Annotated in this window: 19 protein-coding genes; 16 read left to right on the forward strand and 3 right to left on the reverse strand. The window is 62.7% G+C overall.

The genetic code is table 11. From position 1 onward, the window contains the following. Window positions 1-49: 49 nt before the first annotated feature. From rpsP to rimM, 3 genes are all read left to right on the forward strand, one after another. The gene (rpsP, locus tag AC0IPL_RS12050; protein WP_474274770.1) at window positions 50-418 is read left to right on the forward strand and encodes a 30S ribosomal protein S16; all 369 of its coding nucleotides are present in this window, start codon (window positions 50-52) and stop codon (window positions 416-418) included. 4 nt (window positions 419-422) lie between these two features. After that, window positions 423-1,061, forward strand: coding sequence for a 5,6-dimethylbenzimidazole synthase (gene bluB, locus AC0IPL_RS12055; protein WP_474274771.1), 639 nt, complete (start codon window positions 423-425; stop codon window positions 1,059-1,061). Between the two features lie 152 nt (window positions 1,062-1,213). Next, entirely contained in the window at window positions 1,214-1,717 is a 504-nt protein-coding gene (gene rimM / locus AC0IPL_RS12060) for a ribosome maturation factor RimM (RefSeq protein WP_474274772.1), read from the forward strand. Here rimM and AC0IPL_RS12065 read toward each other — a convergent pair. Next, window positions 1,714-2,751, reverse strand: coding sequence for a phosphotransferase (locus AC0IPL_RS12065; RefSeq protein ID WP_474274773.1), 1,038 nt, complete (start codon window positions 2,749-2,751; stop codon window positions 1,714-1,716). The genes rimM and AC0IPL_RS12065 overlap by 4 nt on opposite strands. 56 nt (window positions 2,752-2,807) lie before the next feature. Here AC0IPL_RS12065 and trmD point away from each other — a divergent pair, with 56 nt between their 5' ends. The 6 genes from trmD (at window position 2,808) to AC0IPL_RS12095 (ending at window position 8,131) form a co-directional block, all read left to right on the forward strand. Further along, window positions 2,808-3,611 carry a tRNA (guanosine(37)-N1)-methyltransferase TrmD gene (trmD, locus tag AC0IPL_RS12070; RefSeq protein WP_474274774.1) on the forward strand — a complete coding sequence of 268 codons (804 nt, stop codon included), beginning with the start codon at window positions 2,808-2,810 and terminating at the stop codon, window positions 3,609-3,611. A gap of 94 nt (window positions 3,612-3,705) precedes the next feature. After that, window positions 3,706-4,041, forward strand: a complete 336-nt coding sequence (locus AC0IPL_RS12075) for a YegP family protein (RefSeq protein WP_474274775.1) — start codon at window positions 3,706-3,708, stop codon at window positions 4,039-4,041. 341 nt (window positions 4,042-4,382) lie between these two features. Continuing rightward, window positions 4,383-4,757 carry a 50S ribosomal protein L19 gene (gene rplS / locus AC0IPL_RS12080; protein ID WP_474274776.1) on the forward strand — a complete coding sequence of 125 codons (375 nt, stop codon included), beginning with the start codon at window positions 4,383-4,385 and terminating at the stop codon, window positions 4,755-4,757. 11 nt (window positions 4,758-4,768) lie between these two features. Next, complete coding sequence (gene rpmE / locus AC0IPL_RS12085; protein ID WP_474274777.1) at window positions 4,769-4,990, forward strand: 50S ribosomal protein L31; 222 nt, start codon at window positions 4,769-4,771, stop codon at window positions 4,988-4,990. Window positions 4,991-5,102: 112 nt separating this feature from the next. Continuing rightward, window positions 5,103-7,211: a DEAD/DEAH box helicase gene (locus AC0IPL_RS12090; protein ID WP_474274778.1), complete on the forward strand. Its 2,109-nt coding sequence runs from the start codon at window positions 5,103-5,105 to the stop codon at window positions 7,209-7,211. Between the two features lie 110 nt (window positions 7,212-7,321). After that, window positions 7,322-8,131 carry a division plane positioning ATPase MipZ gene (locus AC0IPL_RS12095; protein WP_474274779.1) on the forward strand — a complete coding sequence of 270 codons (810 nt, stop codon included), beginning with the start codon at window positions 7,322-7,324 and terminating at the stop codon, window positions 8,129-8,131. Between the two features lie 66 nt (window positions 8,132-8,197). Here AC0IPL_RS12095 and AC0IPL_RS12100 read toward each other — a convergent pair whose 3' ends face one another. After that, window positions 8,198-9,430 (reverse strand): adenylate/guanylate cyclase domain-containing protein, encoded by a 1,233-nt coding sequence (locus AC0IPL_RS12100; RefSeq protein ID WP_474274780.1) that lies wholly within the window; start codon window positions 9,428-9,430, stop codon window positions 8,198-8,200. 51 nt (window positions 9,431-9,481) lie between these two features. Next, complete coding sequence (locus AC0IPL_RS12105) at window positions 9,482-9,922, reverse strand: MarR family winged helix-turn-helix transcriptional regulator (protein WP_474274781.1); 441 nt, start codon at window positions 9,920-9,922, stop codon at window positions 9,482-9,484. Window positions 9,923-9,992: 70 nt separating this feature from the next. Between AC0IPL_RS12105 and hmgA the strand changes: the two genes are divergently transcribed. The 7 genes from hmgA (at window position 9,993) to maiA (ending at window position 16,684) form a co-directional block, all read left to right on the forward strand. Next, window positions 9,993-11,348: a homogentisate 1,2-dioxygenase gene (gene hmgA / locus AC0IPL_RS12110; RefSeq protein WP_474274782.1), complete on the forward strand. Its 1,356-nt coding sequence runs from the start codon at window positions 9,993-9,995 to the stop codon at window positions 11,346-11,348. Window positions 11,349-11,454: 106 nt separating this feature from the next. Further along, entirely contained in the window at window positions 11,455-12,711 is a 1,257-nt protein-coding gene (gene fahA / locus AC0IPL_RS12115) for a fumarylacetoacetase (RefSeq protein ID WP_474274783.1), read from the forward strand. A gap of 4 nt (window positions 12,712-12,715) precedes the next feature. Beyond that, window positions 12,716-13,072 carry a VOC family protein gene (locus tag AC0IPL_RS12120; RefSeq protein WP_474274784.1) on the forward strand — a complete coding sequence of 119 codons (357 nt, stop codon included), beginning with the start codon at window positions 12,716-12,718 and terminating at the stop codon, window positions 13,070-13,072. A gap of 4 nt (window positions 13,073-13,076) precedes the next feature. After that, entirely contained in the window at window positions 13,077-14,027 is a 951-nt protein-coding gene (locus AC0IPL_RS12125; protein WP_474274785.1) for an MBL fold metallo-hydrolase, read from the forward strand. A 151-nt stretch (window positions 14,028-14,178) separates the two neighbouring features. Further along, window positions 14,179-15,789, forward strand: a complete 1,611-nt coding sequence (locus AC0IPL_RS12130) for an FAD-dependent oxidoreductase (RefSeq protein WP_474274786.1) — start codon at window positions 14,179-14,181, stop codon at window positions 15,787-15,789. A 5-nt stretch (window positions 15,790-15,794) separates the two neighbouring features. Further along, window positions 15,795-16,007, forward strand: coding sequence for a DUF2783 domain-containing protein (locus AC0IPL_RS12135; RefSeq protein ID WP_474274787.1), 213 nt, complete (start codon window positions 15,795-15,797; stop codon window positions 16,005-16,007). Between the two features lie 44 nt (window positions 16,008-16,051). Next, a complete protein-coding gene (maiA, locus tag AC0IPL_RS12140; protein ID WP_474274788.1) occupies window positions 16,052-16,684 on the forward strand; it encodes a maleylacetoacetate isomerase in 633 nt (210 codons plus the stop codon). The last annotated feature ends 21 nt before the right edge of the window (window positions 16,685-16,705 follow it).

Here is a 16,705-nt window from a genome sequence, read left to right on the forward strand (position 1 = left end):
AGGACAACCGGGGCATACCCCGGACAACGCCATCAAAGGAGATGTACCCATGGCAATGAAAATTCGTCTGGCCCGCGGCGGCTCGAAAAAGCGTCCCTTCTACCGCATCGTGGCTGCCGACAGCCGCATGCCGCGCGACGGCCGTTTCATCGAGAAGCTGGGCATTTACAACCCGCTGCTGCCGAAAGATTCGGAAGAGCGCGTGAAAATGGACATGGAGCGCGTGCAGTACTGGCTGGACCAGGGCGCACAGCCCACCGACCGTATCGCCCGCATGCTGGAAGCTGCCGGCGTCCGTGAAAAGGCTGCCCGCAACAACCCGAACAAAGGCACCCCGGGCAAGAAAGCCCAGGAACGCGCCGAAGAGAAAGCTGCCAAGGCTGCTGAAGCTGCCGAAGCTTCTGCTGACGCGGAATAAATCCGTGGCGCTGCGGGGGGCCTTTTCCGAGGAGTTTCGCAGCCAGCTTGATCTGCTGATGCGGCTCCGGCGCGATGTGCGCCGGTTCCGCAGCGATCCGGTGGAAGAGGCAGTGCTGATGCGCTGCCTCTCTGCCATTCCGCTGGCACCCTCAGTTGGGCTCAGCGAGCCCTGGCGCATCCTGCGGGTGGACAGCGACACAGCCCGCGCCGCCGCGCTGAAGAATTTCGAAACGGCCAATGCCCAGGCTCTGACGGGTTACTCCGGTGACCGGGCAAGCAAATATGCACAGCTGAAGCTCTCTGGCATGCGCGACGCACCGGTGCAGCTGGCGATCTACTGCGACGATGAAACGGCGCAGGGCCACGGGCTAGGCGCCGCTACGATGCCGGAGATGCGGCGCTATTCGGTAGTCACGGCCGTTACCCTGTTCTGGCTCGCCCTGCGGGCCGAAGGTTTGGGGTTGGGCTGGGTCTCCGTGCTGGACCCCGAGCAGTTGAACCGCGATCTGAAGGTTCCTGAAGGCTGGCAGCTGATCGGCTATTTCTGCATCGGCTATCCCGAGCGCCAGTCAGACACGCCCGAACTGCAGGAGGCCGGCTGGGAAAGCCGCATGGCCGACCTGCCGCTGGAAACCCGCTGAGGCTGCCATGGGACGGTTGATCCGGCTTGTGTTTTTTGTTGCAGTGGCCTTTACCGCAGGGATCTTTTTTGAACGCAACCATCAAAGCGAACTCTGCGACCAATCCGGCGGCCAGTGGCTGCGGGCAGGGTTCTGTGCAAAGGAATGACACGATGAGCGATCTGATCTGCGTGGGGGCGCTGGCCGGCGCCTTTGGCGTGCGCGGCGAGGTGCGGCTCAAGAGCTTCTGCGCCATCCCCGACGAAATCGAGACCTATTCACCGCTCAGCAATGAGGACGGCAGCCAGAGCTACAGTCTGGCGATTACCCGCGCCGTCAAGAACGGCTTTGCGGTGCGGATCGTCGGGGTGGACACCAAGGAAGACGCTGATGCCCTGAAGGGGCTGCGCCTGTTTGCCCGCCGCGACCAGCTGCCGAACCTGCCGGACGATGAATATTACCACGCCGACCTGATCGGGCTGGAGGTCTATGACACCGGCGGCACCCTGCTGGGCACAGTGCTTTCGGTGCAGAACCACGGCGCGGCCGATCTGCTGGAGGTACATGGGCCGGGACTGAAATCCACCGTGCTGCTGCCCTTCACGCTGGAGGCGGTGCCGACTGTGGATCTGGCGCAGAAGCGCATCGTCGCAGACCCGCCGGAAGGGCTGTTCTAGGGCTCGCCGGCTTCCGCCGCCCGCAGCGTTTCGAACGCCGCTGCCACGGCCTCCATCTGGCGCTGACTGCGATGATCCAGCGGCCGTGGGCGGCCTGCCAACTGCCGCCAGATGCGTAACAGGCGCAGTGCGTAGAAAAAGCCAAAGACGGGATCATCCGCAGGATCGCTGCCATACCCCTGCGCAAAGGCCTGCCAATCCGCCTTTGCCACGCCACCAAATCCCACCACCTGCCCTTGTGGCGCCTGAAGATCCGGACAATTGGCTAGCCAAAGATTGGCCAGATCGCGCTGTGGAAAGTTGCCGTTGTGGTTGGAAAAATCGATAAAGGTCACCTGCTCTGCGGACATCAGCATGTTGCGCAGATGCAGGTCGCCATGCTCCACCGCGGCGATGAACCTGCACCCGCGCGCACGCCGCCCCTGCCGATGCAGATAGGCACACAGACCAAGAAATTTCTTGGGGCGCAACACCGAAAGCGTGTCATCCCGTACCCGCTGCGCTTGCTTCGCCACATCCGCCAAAAAGGGCTTTGGCCAGAACTGGCGCTCCTGCAGCGCTGACACCCGGTGCAATGCTGCAACCGCATGCCCCGCGCGCTGAAGAACCGCCTCCCGTCGGCCCAGCCCGTAGCCAGACATCGCCAATTCCCGTGCCCCGGTATCGCCTGGCGCGAATTCCATCAGTGCCAGACCGCGCTGCGGATCCTGCCAGAGAATCTCAGGCACCGAGACGCCCGCCACATCGGCCAACGCCCGCGCGGCTGCGTTATGGCGCTCAAGGCGGCGGGCCAGGCGGGTTGGCGTGACGCCGCCGAATTCAGCACGCAGCACATATTCCGCACCGTCAGCTGTGGTGATCCGCAGCACGCAGCGCACGTCCTCACAGCGGCTGTTCACTTGCATCCTGCGAAACCGCGCGCCCTCTGCTGGCAGGTCCAGCGCGGCGGCGATCTCAGGCCACGGCGCCTGGGCGCGCTGCTGAACTTCCACCATTGCGGCGAACTGCTCCTGTGACGGTGGCTGTGAATTCATGCACCCCCCAAAGCTTGGTATTGCGTCCGGCTGTGACTGGACTAAACACTCAATCCATGAGTGCTGCAAACAAATCCCACGGTCGCAAGGCCATCCGTCCGACCCTGAAACCGCGCGAGCTGATGACGCCGACGCCGGATCTGGCGGGGGTGTGGAAGGCCAAGATCATTACCCTGTTTCCCGATGCCTTTCCCGGTGTCTTGGGCGAAAGCCTGACCGGCAAGGCGCTACAGCAGGGGCTGTGGCAGCTGGAAACTACCGATCTGCGCGAATTCGGCGTGGGCAAACACCGCAACGTCGATGACACCCCCGCAGGCGGCGGCGCCGGGATGGTGCTGCGCGCCGATGTGCTGGGCGCGGCGATCGAACACACGATGGCGGGCACCGGCGGCACCTGGCCGTTGGTCTACCTGTCCCCACGCGGCCGCCGGATGGACCAGCGGATGATGCAGGATTTCGCCCGGTGTGACGGCATCACCCTGCTGTGCGGTCGGTTCGAGGGCGTGGACGAGCGGGTGCTGGAACACTACGGCATCCAGGAGGTTTCGCTAGGGGATTTTGTTATGACCGGTGGCGAGCTTGCGGCACAGGCCTTGATCGACGCGACTGTCCGCCTGATCCCCGGCGTGCTGGGCAATCAGGCCTCAACCGAGGAGGAAAGCTTTTCCTCCGGCCTGCTGGAGCATCCGCAGTACACCCGCCCCGCCGAATGGAAGGGCCGCGAGATACCGGACATTCTGATGTCGGGTCACCACGGCAAAATCGCCGAGTGGCGCCAGCAGATGAGTGAAGAAATTACCCAAACGCGCCGCCCGGACCTGTGGGCCGACCATCAGGCCCGCAAAGCCCCCAAGCGCTGACCGCCCCCGCACGCCAAGCGCATCAAATCATTGCAGGATTGCCCCTGCCGTGTTTATGCTCGCTCATATTCGTTGAGATATAGGAGAGACCAGGGTGGCGGGAAAATTCGAACTGTACCAGGACAAGGCCGGGGAGTTTCGCTTTCGGCTGAAGGCAGGCAATGGCGAGAACATTCTGGCGAGCGAAGGCTACAAGCAAAAGGCCAGCGCCGAAAATGGCATCGCCTCGGTGCGCAAGAACGCCGTTGAAGATGCGCGGTACGAGCGCAAGGACACCACCACGGGCAAGTTCATGTTCAACCTGAAAGCCAGCAACGGCCAGGTGATCGCCAGTTCACAGAGCTACGCCAGTGTCTCGGGCCGTGACAACGGCATTGAATCCGTGAAGAAAAACGCCCCCGACGCCGCACTGGACGACCAGACCGCCTGAAGCGGCGGCCCACAGTAACGGCTACGGCCGCAAATCTTACGACAGAAGATCTGGCAAGAGTTTTCGAAAACTCTTGCCCGCCGTACCGTCGAGCCCTTGTTTTGCCAAGCGACCCGCCGTATACAGCGCCGGTCTGGATTCGCTTTTGCGGACCCGGACCGTCGGCCGTTGGATCAAACCTGCAAATCTTCTTCGGTTTGCCGTGGGATCCGGCTCCGGCAGTAAGGAACAGACGACGTGATCTCTGGCGGGCGCGGCTAGCGGACCCGGTGAAGACCAGGAGCTCTCATGACGGCGAAACCTCTGTGGACCAAACCACAGGCAGATTTAGGAGAGTTGCGATGGACCTGATCGCACAGCTGGAGGCGGAACAGATCGCCGCCCTGGGGAAAGAGATCCCCGACTTCAAAGCCGGTGACACCATCCGTGTCGGCTACAAAGTGACCGAAGGCTCGCGTTCGCGGGTGCAGATGTACGAAGGCGTGTGCATCAGCCGCAAGAACGGTAAGGGCATCTCCGGTTCCTTCACCGTCCGCAAGATTTCGTTTGGCGAAGGCGTGGAACGTGTGTTCCCGCTGTTCTCGACCAACATCGATTCGATCGAGGTTGTGCGTCGTGGCCGCGTCCGTCGCGCCAAGCTGTACTACCTGCGCGCGCGCCGCGGTAAATCGGCCCGTATCGCAGAAGATGCGAACTACAAGCCCAAAAAAGCCTGAGGAGTGGTATCATGAAAAAAGACACCCATCCCGACTACCACTTCATCGACGTCAAAATGACCGACGGCACCATCCTCAAAATGCGCTCCACCTGGGGTTCTGAAGGTGACCAACTGGCGCTGGACATCGACCCGACCGTGCACCCGGCCTGGACCGGCGGCACCTCGCGTCTGATGGATGCCGGCGGCCGCGTGTCGAAGTTCAAGAAAAAATACGAAGGCCTGGGCTTCTAAGCCGCCTGCCGTATTTTGCGAACTCCCGAAGGCTGCCCCGGACGGGCGGCCTTCTTTCATTTTTTTATATCGCTGAGGCCTGTTGCGCCTCGCGGGAAAGACAGCTCTCCTCTTGAAACAAGCCCTGGCAGACGCACTGCAAGAACGCGGATATGAAACCCTGACCCAAGTGCAGGAAGCGGTGACCCAGCCCGAGACGGCCGGTCGCGACCTTCTGGTGTCGGCACAGACCGGCTCGGGCAAGACCGTGGGCTTTGGCCTGGCGCTGGCCCCCACACTGCTGGGCGAGGCCGAGGTATTCGGCGCGGCCGCCGCGCCGCTGGCGCTGGTGATTGCCCCCACCCGCGAGCTGGCGTTGCAGGTCAAGCATGAGCTGAGCTGGCTCTACCGGGGGGCAGATGCGCGCATCGCGTCCTGCGTCGGCGGCATGGACATGCGGGACGAGCGCCGGGCGCTGGAACGCGGCGCGCATATCGTCGCAGCTACACCGGGGCGCCTGCGCGACCACATCATGCGCGGTTCCATCGACCTCAGCCAGGTGCGCGGCGTGGTGCTGGACGAGGCGGATGAGATGCTGGACCTCGGCTTCCGGGAGGATCTGGAATTCATTCTCGGCGAAGCGCCGGAAGACCGCCGCACGCTGCTGTTCTCGGCCACCGTTCCGGCCGGTATTGCCAGCCTGGCGGAGACCTTTCAGAAGGACGCCATGCGGATCAAGACCGCAGGCGAGACCAAGCAACACAGCGACATCGAATACCGGCTGATGAGCGTGGCGCAGGCCGATGCCGAAAACGCGATCATCAACGTACTGCGCTACTACGAGGCGCCCAGCTCCATCGTATTCGCCAACACCCGCGCGGCCGTGAACCGACTGGCGGCGCGTCTGACCAACCGCGGCCTGCCAGTGGTGACCCTATCGGGTGAGCTGTCCCAGGCCGAGCGCAGCCACGCGCTGCAGGCGATGCGCGACGGGCGCGCCCGGGTCTGTGTGGCCACCGATGTCGCCGCCCGCGGTATTGACCTGCCGGGGCTGGAACTGGTGGTCCACGCCGAGCTGCCGTCGAACCATGAAACCCTGCTGCACCGCTCCGGTCGGACCGGCCGCGCCGGGCGCAAGGGCGTCAGCGCGCTGATTACCCCGCCCAAGGCCCGCAGCAAGGCTTTGCGTTTGTTGAAATGGGCCAAGCTGACGGCCGAACACTGCGAGGCACCGTCTGCCGACGACATCCTCGCCCGTGACGAAGAACGCATGCTGGCCGATCCGATCTGGCAGGAACCGGTGACAGAGAGTGAACAGGCTGGCGTGCAGACCCTGCTGGACACTTTCACGCCGGAGCAAATCGCAGCGACCTATCTGCGCCTGTTCCGCAGCCGCCATTCGGCGCCGGAAGAGCTGCGCCCGGTCGACGGACAAGAGGCGCGCAAAGAGCGCAAGGAACGCAAGCCCTTTGGGCCTTCGGTCTGGTTCTCGCTGTCCGGTGGTCGAGCCACGGGTGCGGATCCGCGCCGGGTGCTGCCGATGCTGTGCAAGGCGGGCGACATCGACCGCGACGCCATTGGCGCCATTCGGATTCAGGAAAACGAGACCTTTGCCGAAATCAGCGAAGCAGCTGTCGCAGGCTTCCTCAAAGCGCTAGACGGCAAGACAGAGCTGGAGCCCGGCGCGGTTCTGACCCGGCTGTCAGAAGCGCCCGATCTGCCGCCGCCGCCGCGCCGCGGTCCCGGTGGCCCCGGCGGCCCCAAGGGCGGCTTCAAAGGCGACCGCGGTCCCAAGCCGCATCGCGGCAAGCCGGACGGCGCCAAGCCTTCTTACCGGAAATCCGACGCCGGTGACGACAGCCGCCCGCCACGCAAGGACTGGAAAGACAAACCGCGGCGTGACGACCGGGCTGAGCAGCAAGAGCGTCCCGAACGCACCGAACGCCCGAAGCCGCGCCCCCAAGAGCGGCCGCGCAAACCTGCGCCCGCAGTAACCGCCAAGCCCAAAGGCGCCTCGGACCCATCCAAGCGGATGACCCGCCCCGGCGCACCGACAGGCAAGCCCTCAGGCAAATCGGCTGGAAAACCCGCGGGCAAATCCTTCTCTGCCAAGGGGCCGAAGCCGCCCGCGGGCAAGCCTAACAGCAAGAAGAACAAGGCCCGCGCCACGGTGGCCAAACCGGGCAAAGGTGGCGACGCGCGCCCCAAGCAAAAGGGCAGCGGGCCGTCGAAACACAGGTGAAACACTAAATTCACCAGCCTGCGCCCGCGGCTTTTCTTGTCCGATTCCAGAGCCTATACAGGGGCTCAATATGAAAAACGTGCCGAAAGCACGAACGAAGGGACCGGAACATGGCGCATATCATTGTCGTCGGCAACGAGAAGGGCGGCGCGGGCAAATCCACCGTATCCATGCATGTCGCAACCACCCTGGCCCGTCTGGGCCACCGGGTTGCGGCGCTGGACCTTGACCTGCGGCAGCGCTCCATGGGGCGCTACCTCGAAAACCGCAAGGATTTCTGTGCCAAGGCAGGGTTGGAACTGCCCATGGTGGAAATACACGAGCTGCCGGAGATCGATGCGGCCAGCCTTCAGCCGGGTGAAAACGTTTACGACCACCGTCTGTCGGCCGCGGTTTCCGCGCTGGAAGGTGGCCATGATTTCATTCTGATCGACTGCCCAGGCTCGCACACCCGGCTCAGCCAGGTGGCGCATTCGCTTGCGGATACGCTGATCACCCCGCTGAACGACAGTTTTGTGGATTTCGACCTGCTGGCGCATGTGGACCAGAAAGGCGAGAAGATCACCGGCCCGTCGGTCTACTCGGAAATGGTCTGGAACGCCCGGCAACTGCGCGCCCAAGCCGGACTGAAGCCAATCGACTGGATCGTGATCCGCAACCGGGTCGGCACCCAACGCATGGTCAACAAGGAAAAGATGGAACGCGCCATCGGCATGCTGTCCAAAAGGATCGGCTTTCGCGTCGCACCGGGGTTTTCCGAGCGGGTGATTTTCCGCGAATTGTTCCCACGCGGACTGACGCTGCTGGATCTCAAGGACATCGGTGTCAAGCAGCTTAACATTTCCAACATCGCCGCGCGGCAGGAGCTTCGCGACATGATGAAAGAGGTGAACCTGCCGGGCGTCGAAATCAGCATCTGATCCGGTCCCGGCAGGTGCCGTCGCCCGGCTGAGGTTGCGCGCCGACGGTCGCAGACTGCCGCCGGTTCAGCTTTCGCAGGAACAGTCACCGCGGTAGATTGTATAAAGCTCGATCGGGTCGGCGACACCGCGCAGCATGTAGCGCCCCAGCGACACCAGATCATGGTTTGTCCCCTGCGCCGCGCGCTTTACGTCCTCGGACATGATGATGTTCTGCCCGACCGAGCGGTGCATCCCGGCAATCCGCGCGGTCTGGTTCACGGTTTGACCGATGACCGTGAAATCCAGCCGGTTCTTGGCACCGATGTTGCCGTAGAGAATGTCCCCCGCATGCAACGCCAGCGTGAAGCCGGCCGTTGGCAGCCCTTCAGCCTCTCGCCCGGCATTGAAGCCGCGGATCTTGCCGCAAAGCTCATTGGCCGCGGCCAGCGCCGCATGGGCGTCTTCCTCGATGCTGCCGAGGTTGAACATGGTCAGCATCCCGTCGCCCATGAACTTGAGAATATTGCCGCCATGGGCCTGGATGGTCTCTACCGCCAGGCCGAAATAACCATTGAGCATGTCGATCAGATCGGTGCCCGGAAGGCGTTCCGCCAGCTGGGTAAAGCCCTTGAGATCGAACAGGCAGATGACCGCGTCGATCTCCTGCGAGGAGCCACGCCGGATTTCACCGGACAACACCCGCTGCCCGGCATCGCGCCCCAGATAGACCTGCAACAGATCCTTGGCGATCTGCCGGTTGGACGAGGATTTCAACGCCAGCCCAAGATGCGGCAAGGTCGTGCGGATTAGGTCCAGCTCGCGGTTGGAAAAGCCCCCCTCGCGGTCCGTGGTCCAGGACACAAGGATCCCCTCGCCCGGACGGCGCGGGTCTGCCGGAGCTTCTTCTGGCGGATGAAACCGCAGGCCGGCCGCGAAATAATCCGTGGCACCGACCGCATGAAATTCCTCCAGCACCGGGAAATCAAACGGTGGCCCTGCGTCCAGAGACACCCGTAACTCTTGTTTCTCTTGCTGCAAAAGCTGGAAGAACGGGCTCTTGAGCCAATCGTCGCCAGGGTTTTCCTGGTACTCATAGTGCTGACTGGTGATGCTTTCGCCCCGCAGCCAGCGAATGCCGATGCCGCCGAATTCCGGGTTATACGCCCGCTGCGCCAGCTGGAACCGCATCAGGGGAACACCCGCTTCGGTCAGGCGCTGACAATACCCATCCAGCAGGTCGTGCTGGCTGGTGCCCTGTAGTCCCTGCTCCATCAACCAGGCGATCAGCGGCCCGGAATTGACATCGATCTGAATCATATATTCACCATTTGTACCGGCTCCCAATTTGGGTCCGGCGGCGCAAAAAGTCTATGGGTCGATGTCTGCTAATTTGCGCAGCATATCCCGCAAAATTGCAACCTCTTCCGCGGTGAACCGACGGCACAGCAAGGTGTCGAATTCCATCGCCACCTCGCGCAGGTCGCGGTAGGCCGCCAGCCCCGCCGACGTCAGCGTCAGATGTTCCGCCCGGCGGTCCGCCGCGTCGCGGGTGCGGGTCACAAACCGTTTTTCCGCCAGCTTGGCCACCGCGCGGCTGATCTTGGTCTTGTGGATCTTGGCCCGTTCACCAATCTCCTTGGCGGTCATCTGGCCATAATTGCCCAGATGGAACAGCACCCGCCATTCGGTACGCAGCATGCCGTAACGGTCCTTGTAGTGGCGCTGAAACCCAAGCGAACTTTCCTCTGCCGCGCGATTGAGCAGAAACGGCAGGAAATCCTGCAGGTCGAAGTCATCTTTTTTGGTCATTTCGGTCTCCCTCCCTTGTTAGTTACAAAAACAACTAATATCCCACAAGCAGAGACAGGAGGAACGCGATATGACTCGACCCGCAGATCCCCATGACATGACCCAGGCGCCGTCACTGGAAGGGCCAAATGCCGGTTATATGCCCGGTTTCGGCAACGACTTTGAAACCGAAGCGCTGCCTGGCGCGCTGCCGCAGGGTATGAACAGTCCGCAGAAATGCAACTATGGCCTCTACGGCGAACAGCTGAGCGGCACCGCCTTTACCGCCGACCCGCCGGAGCGGACCTGGAGCTACCGGATCCGCCCCTCGGTCAAGCATTCGCACCGCTATGAAAAGATCGATCTGCCGCATTGGAAATCGGCACCCTGCGTCGATCCGGATGTGGTGTCGCTGGGGCAGTATCGCTGGGATCCGGTACCGCATTCCGACGAAGGGCTGACCTGGCTGTCCGGCATGCGCACCATGACCACCGCGGGCGATGTGAACACGCAGGTCGGTATGGCCAGCCACATCTATCTTGTCACGGAATCGATGGTGGACAGTTACTTCTTCTCGGCCGACTCCGAGTTGCTGGTGGTGCCGCAGGAAGGCCGCCTGCGCTTTGCGACGGAGCTGGGGATCATCGACCTGGAACCGCAGGAGATTGCCATTATCCCGCGCGGGCTGGTGTATCGCGTCGAAGTTCTGGACGGGCCGTGCCGTGGTTTTGTCTGCGAAAACTATGGTCAGAAGTTCGAATTGCCGGGCCGCGGGCCGATTGGTGCCAACTGTCTGGCCAACCCGCGCGACTTCAAGGCGCCCGTGGCGGCCTTCGAGGACCGCGAAACGCCTTCTACCGTGACCATCAAATGGTGCGGCCAGTTCCATGAAACCAAGATCGGCCATTCGCCGCTGGACGTTGTGGCCTGGCACGGCAACTACGCGCCCTACAAGTACGACTTGCGGACGTATTGCCCGGTTGGCGCGATCCTGTTCGACCATCCGGACCCGTCGATTTTCACCGTGCTGACCGCGCCCTCCGGCGTTCCGGGTACGGCCAACATCGACTTTGTCCTGTTCCGCGATCGCTGGATGGTGGCCGAAAACACCTTCCGCCCGCCGTGGTACCACAAGAACATCATGTCCGAGCTGATGGGCAATATCCACGGTCAGTATGACGCGAAACCGCAAGGCTTCGTGCCCGGCGGCATGAGCCTCCACAACATGATGCTGCCGCACGGGCCGGACAAGAACGCGTTCGAAGGTGCCTCAAACGCGAATCTTGGCCCGGAAAAACTGGACAACACCATGTCGTTCATGTTCGAGACCCGCTTCCCGCAGCACCTGACAGCGTTTGCAGCCAAAGACGCGCCGTTGCAGGATGACTATATCGACTGCTGGAGCGACATCGAAAAGAAATTCGACGGAACGCCCGGCGTGAAGTGATGTCTGTGCGGGGGCGCTGCCCCCTCTGGACCCTGCGGGTCCATTCACCCCCGGAGTATTTCCGGAAAGATGAAAAGGGTCTGTGGACCCGGAAACTGGAGACACTATGCCTCTGTTGAAATCCTGGGTGGCGTCGGCCAATGACGCGCACCACCCGTTCCCGCTGAACAACCTGCCCTATGGCGTGTTTTCCGTTGGTGGCGATGATCCCCGGTGTGGCGTGGCCATCGGCGACCTGATTCTGGACATGCAGGCCGCCGAAGAAGCGGGACTGATCCAGCTGGGCGATGCGCCACTGTTCGACGTGCCCTATTGGAACGACCTGATGGAGGAAGGGCCTGCGGTCTGGGCAGCCCTGCGCGAACGGTTGACCGCACTGCTGGCCGACGGTGCCGCAGAGAAGGACAAGGTCAAGCCGCATCTGGTGGCGCAGGCGGATGCCGAATTGCACCTGCCCTTTGCGGTCAGCGAATACACCGATTTCTATGCGGGCAAGAACCACGCCTTCAATGTTGGCACCATGTTCCGGGGCCCGGAAAACGCGCTGCCGCCGAACTGGCTGCACATCCCGATCGGTTACAATGGGCGTGCGTCCTCCGTCGTGGTGTCAGGCACCGATGTGCGCCGTCCTTGGGGGCAGCTGAAGGGACCGAATGACGACGCGCCGCGGTGGGCGCCTTGCGCCCGTTTCGACATCGAGCTGGAAATGGGCGCCATTGTCGGCACCCCCTCGGAAGGGCCAATCACGGTGCAGGAGGCGGATGACCACATCTTTGGCTACGTCCTGCTGAACGACTGGTCGGCACGCGACATCCAGGCCTGGGAATACCAGCCGCTGGGGCCGTTCCAGGCCAAGGCGACCGCGACTTCGATCAGCCCCTGGATCGTCACCAGACCGGCGCTGGAACCGTTCCGTTGCGACACGCCCGCGCGTGAGGTTGAGCTGTTGGACCATCTGAAGGACTGCGGGCCGATGCTCTATGACATCGACCTGGAGGTCACCATGGCCCCCGAGGGCAAGCCCGCGACCACCATCGCGCGAACCAACTACAAGGAGATGTACTACTCCGCCGCACAGCAGCTGGCGCATCATTCCACCTCTGGCTGCCCGATGAATGCAGGCGACCTCTTGGGCTCCGGCACCATTTCCGGCGCCACCAAGGACAGCCGCGGCTCCCTGCTGGAGCTGAGCTGGGGAGGTAAGGAGCCGTTGACGCTGGACAGCGGCGAGGAGCGGTCTTTCATCGAGGACGGCGACACGCTGACACTCAAGGGCGCGGCCAAGGGCGACGGTTTTACCATCGGATTTGGCGAGTGCACCGGGACCATTCTGGCCGCCCTGGACGATCCGTTCAAACGCTGACCCGGTGTTTGCGCTCGATCATATCCAGATCGCCATTCCCAAGGGGGAAGAGGCCCCCGCCCGCGCCTTTTGGTGCGGCGCGCTGGGTCTGCACGAGATCGCCAAGCCCGAGGCACTGCGCGCACGCGGTGGCCTTTGGCTGGCCCTGAACGGGGCAGAGCTGCATCTGGGTGTAGAAGACCCCTTCACCCCTGCCCGCAAGGCCCATCCGGGATTTGCCGTGGCGGACATCGACGACATCGCAGCGCGCATCACGGCCCTGGGCCAGACACCGCGCTGGGAAGACACCATCAAGAACCGCCGCCGGTTCTTTGCCGAAGACCCCTTTGGCAACCGGCTCGAGTTTCTACAGAAGGACTGACATCATGGCCAAGGCATTTGCGTCGCAAGGCGACATGAGCGAAAAGAACATTTCCTTTACCGAGGTGGGCGAGGGGCTGTACGCCTTCACCGCCGAAGGCGATCCCAACTCTGGCGTCATCATCGGCGACGACTCGGTGATGATCGTCGAGGCGCAGGCCACGCCGCGGCTGGCAAACAAGGTCATCGACTGCGTGCGCTCGGTCACTGACAAGCCGATTACCCATGTGGTGCTGACCCACTACCACGCGGTGCGGGTGCTGGGGGCTTCGGCCTTTGGCGCGCAGAACATCATCATGTCGGACAAGGCGCGCGCGATGGTGGTGGAACGCGGCCAGGAGGACTGGGACAGCGAATTCCAACGCTTCCCGCGCCTATTCGAAGGCCATGAGAGCATCCCCGGCCTGACCTGGCCGACCACGACCTTCTCCGACGGGATGACCGTCTATCTGGGCAATCGCCGCGTCGACATCAAGCATCTGGGCCGCGCCCATACCGCAGGCGATGCGGTGATTCATGTGCCGGATCAGAACGTGATGTTCACCGGCGACATCGTGGAGTACCACTCCGCCTGCTATTGCGGCGATGGGCATTTTGGCGACTGGGGCAAGACGCTGGACAACATCAAGGCCTATGACGTGGATGCCATCGCGCCGGGCCGCGGCGATGCGTTGGTGGGCAAGGAGATGGTCAATGCGGCCATTGAGAATACCCGGGATTTTGTCGACAGCACCTACCGCCCTGCCGCCCGCGTGGCTGCCCGCAACGGCACGTTGAAAGAGGCCTGGGACGCGGTGCGCGCCGAATGCGACCCGAAGTTCGCCGACTATGCGATCTACGAACATTGCTTGCCCTTCAACGTCGCCCGCGCCTTTGACGAGGCCCGCGGTATCGACACGCCCCGGATCTGGACCGCCCAGCGCGATCTGGACATGTGGGACGCCCTGCAGGGCTGAGACGCGGCAAAGTTTGGCAACCGGGGCGGTTGGAGCCAGACCGTATCGCCCCGGCGCAACCTATAAGACGCTTGACCATCCTTCCGGCGCGCCGTCGCAGGGAGACGGGAAAGCTGTGCCAGACGGCACCCTGTTTTTGGGAGGAGACCTGATGAACAAGATCTTTGACGCCCCGCTGTACCCTTATGCGCGCCATGCGGATCAGGACGCACCCGCCCCGGTGCGCCGCAAAGTGGTGGTGATCGGAGCGGGCCCGGTCGGGCTTGCGATGGCCATAGACCTGGCACAGCAGGGCACCGAAGTGGTGGTGCTGGATGACAACGACAAGGTCAGTTTTGGCTCCCGCGCGATCTGTTTTGCCAAGCGCCCGCTGGAAATCCTTGACCGGTTGGGGTGTGGCCAGCCGATGGTGGACAAGGGCGTACAGTGGAACGTCGGCAAGGTATTTTTCGACGACCGGCAAGTTTACGAATTCAACCTGTTGCCGGAAGCGGGCCACAAACGCCCCGCTTTTATCAACTTGCAACAGTATTACTTCGAAGCGCATCTGGTAGAACGGATCCGTGATCTACAAAAGCAGGGCGCGCCGATCGAGATCCGCGGCCGCAGCAGGGTGTCGGCGATCGGCACCCACCCCGACCATGTGACGCTGGACATCGACACCCCCGAAGGTGCCTACAACCTGAAAGCCGACTGGTTGATCGCCTGCGATGGCGCCGGCTCGCCCACCCGGCAAATGCTAGGGCTGGATTTCGTGGGCCGGGTGTTCGAGGACAACTTCCTGATTGCCGATGTGGTGATGGACGCGGATTTCCCGACCGAACGTTGGTTCTGGTTCGACCCGCCCTTCAACAAGGGACAGTCGGCGCTATTACACAAGCAGCCGGACGGAGTCTGGCGCATTGACCTGCAACTGGGTTGGGAGATCGACAAGGAGCGCGAAAAACGCCCGGAAAACGTGATCCCGCGTCTCAAGGCGATGCTGGGCGAGGACGTGAATTTTGAACTCGAGTGGGTTTCGATCTACACATTCCAGTGCCGCCGGATGGAGAAGTTCCGGCATGGCCGGGTGATCTTTGCTGGCGATGCCGCGCATCAGGTCTCGCCGTTCGGCGCCCGCGGCGCCAACTCCGGCCTGCAGGACGCCGACAATCTGTGCTGGAAACTGAAGCTGGTGATGGACGGCAAGGCACCGGAAAGCCTGCTCGACAGCTATGACGTGGAGCGGGTCCAAGGCGCTGAAGAAAACATTCTTAACTCCTCGCGCTCCACTGATTTCATCACCCCCAAGTCCGACATGAGCAGGATCCTGCGCGATGCAGTCCTGGACTTGTCCGAGCAGTATGAATTTGCCCGCCCGCTGGTGAACTCGGGTCGCCTGTCGGTGCCCTGCACCTATGACGGCTCCCCCCTGAATTCGGCAGATGCACTACACGGCCCGGAGCGCACCCGCCCCGGCGCGCCCTGTCCCGACGTCCCGCTAAAAGACGGCTTCCTGCTCGACAAGCTCGGCAACCGGTTTGTGCTGCTCACCATCGACGCCGACGCCCCGGATCTGATCAAGGAAGACGATATTGAAGTGACCCGATTGGCGCTGTCCCTCACCGACGACAGGACGTTTGCCCTGAAGGAACGTTATCTCGGTAACGCCAAGAGCGGCGTTTACCTGATCCGCCCCGACCAGCATGTGGCAGCCCGTCGCCCCAGCTATGACGACGCGCTGTTCCGCCACGCCATTCGCCGCGCCATCGGCAAGGAGTAACAGACATGACACAGAGCAATCAGTTGATCCTGACCCCCAACATCGACGGTGGTGATGATTTCTACGCCGAGCTGCTGGCCGCCCACGACGGGCTAAGCAAGGCGGAAAGCGATGCGCTGAACGCGCGGCTGGTACTGGTTCTGGCCAATCACATCGGCGACCGCGATGTTCTGAGACAGGCATTGGTGGCGGCTGCCCGCCCCGTGCAGCAAAACTGATCGACATAGGCTGACTGACACAGTCCGCGGCACAGGAGATACAGATGCACAAGACGGTACTTTTCGACTACTGGCGCTCCTCGGCCAGCTACCGGCTGCGGATCGCGCTCAACCTTGCGGGCATTGCGTATGAGACGGTGTCAGTGGATCTGGTCAAGGGCGATCACAAGACAGCAGAGCACCTTGCCCGTAATCCGCAGGGGCTGGTGCCGGTGCTGGACATCGACGGGCTGCGGCTGACCCAATCGTTGGCGATTCTGGAATATCTGGACGAAACCCGGTCTCTTGGCCTGCTGCCCACCGAACCGGGCCGCCGCGCCCTGGCGCGGGCCCTGGCGCAGTCGGTGGCGGTGGATGTTCACCCCGTCTGCAATCTGAAGGTCGCAAAACACGCAACTGTCCTGAGCGGCGGCGCCGACGACATGCCAAAATCCTGGATGCAGCAGTTCATTCGTCCCGGTTTGCAAGCCTTTGAACGGTTGCTGGAGGGGTTTGAGCAGGCACCCTATTGCACCGGCGCTGCGCCGGGGATGGCCGACATCTGCCTGATGCCGCAACTCTACAATGCCCACCGTTGGGAGGTGGATTTTTCAGACCTCCCAAGGATCTGCGCAGTGGAGACCGCCTGCGGCGCGCACTCCGCCTTTGCAGCGGCGCATCCCGATCGGTGCCGCTGACAGGCGGCCGGTTCCGCCCCC

The sequence above is a fragment of the Leisingera sp. SA32 genome (genome assembly GCF_056033425.1).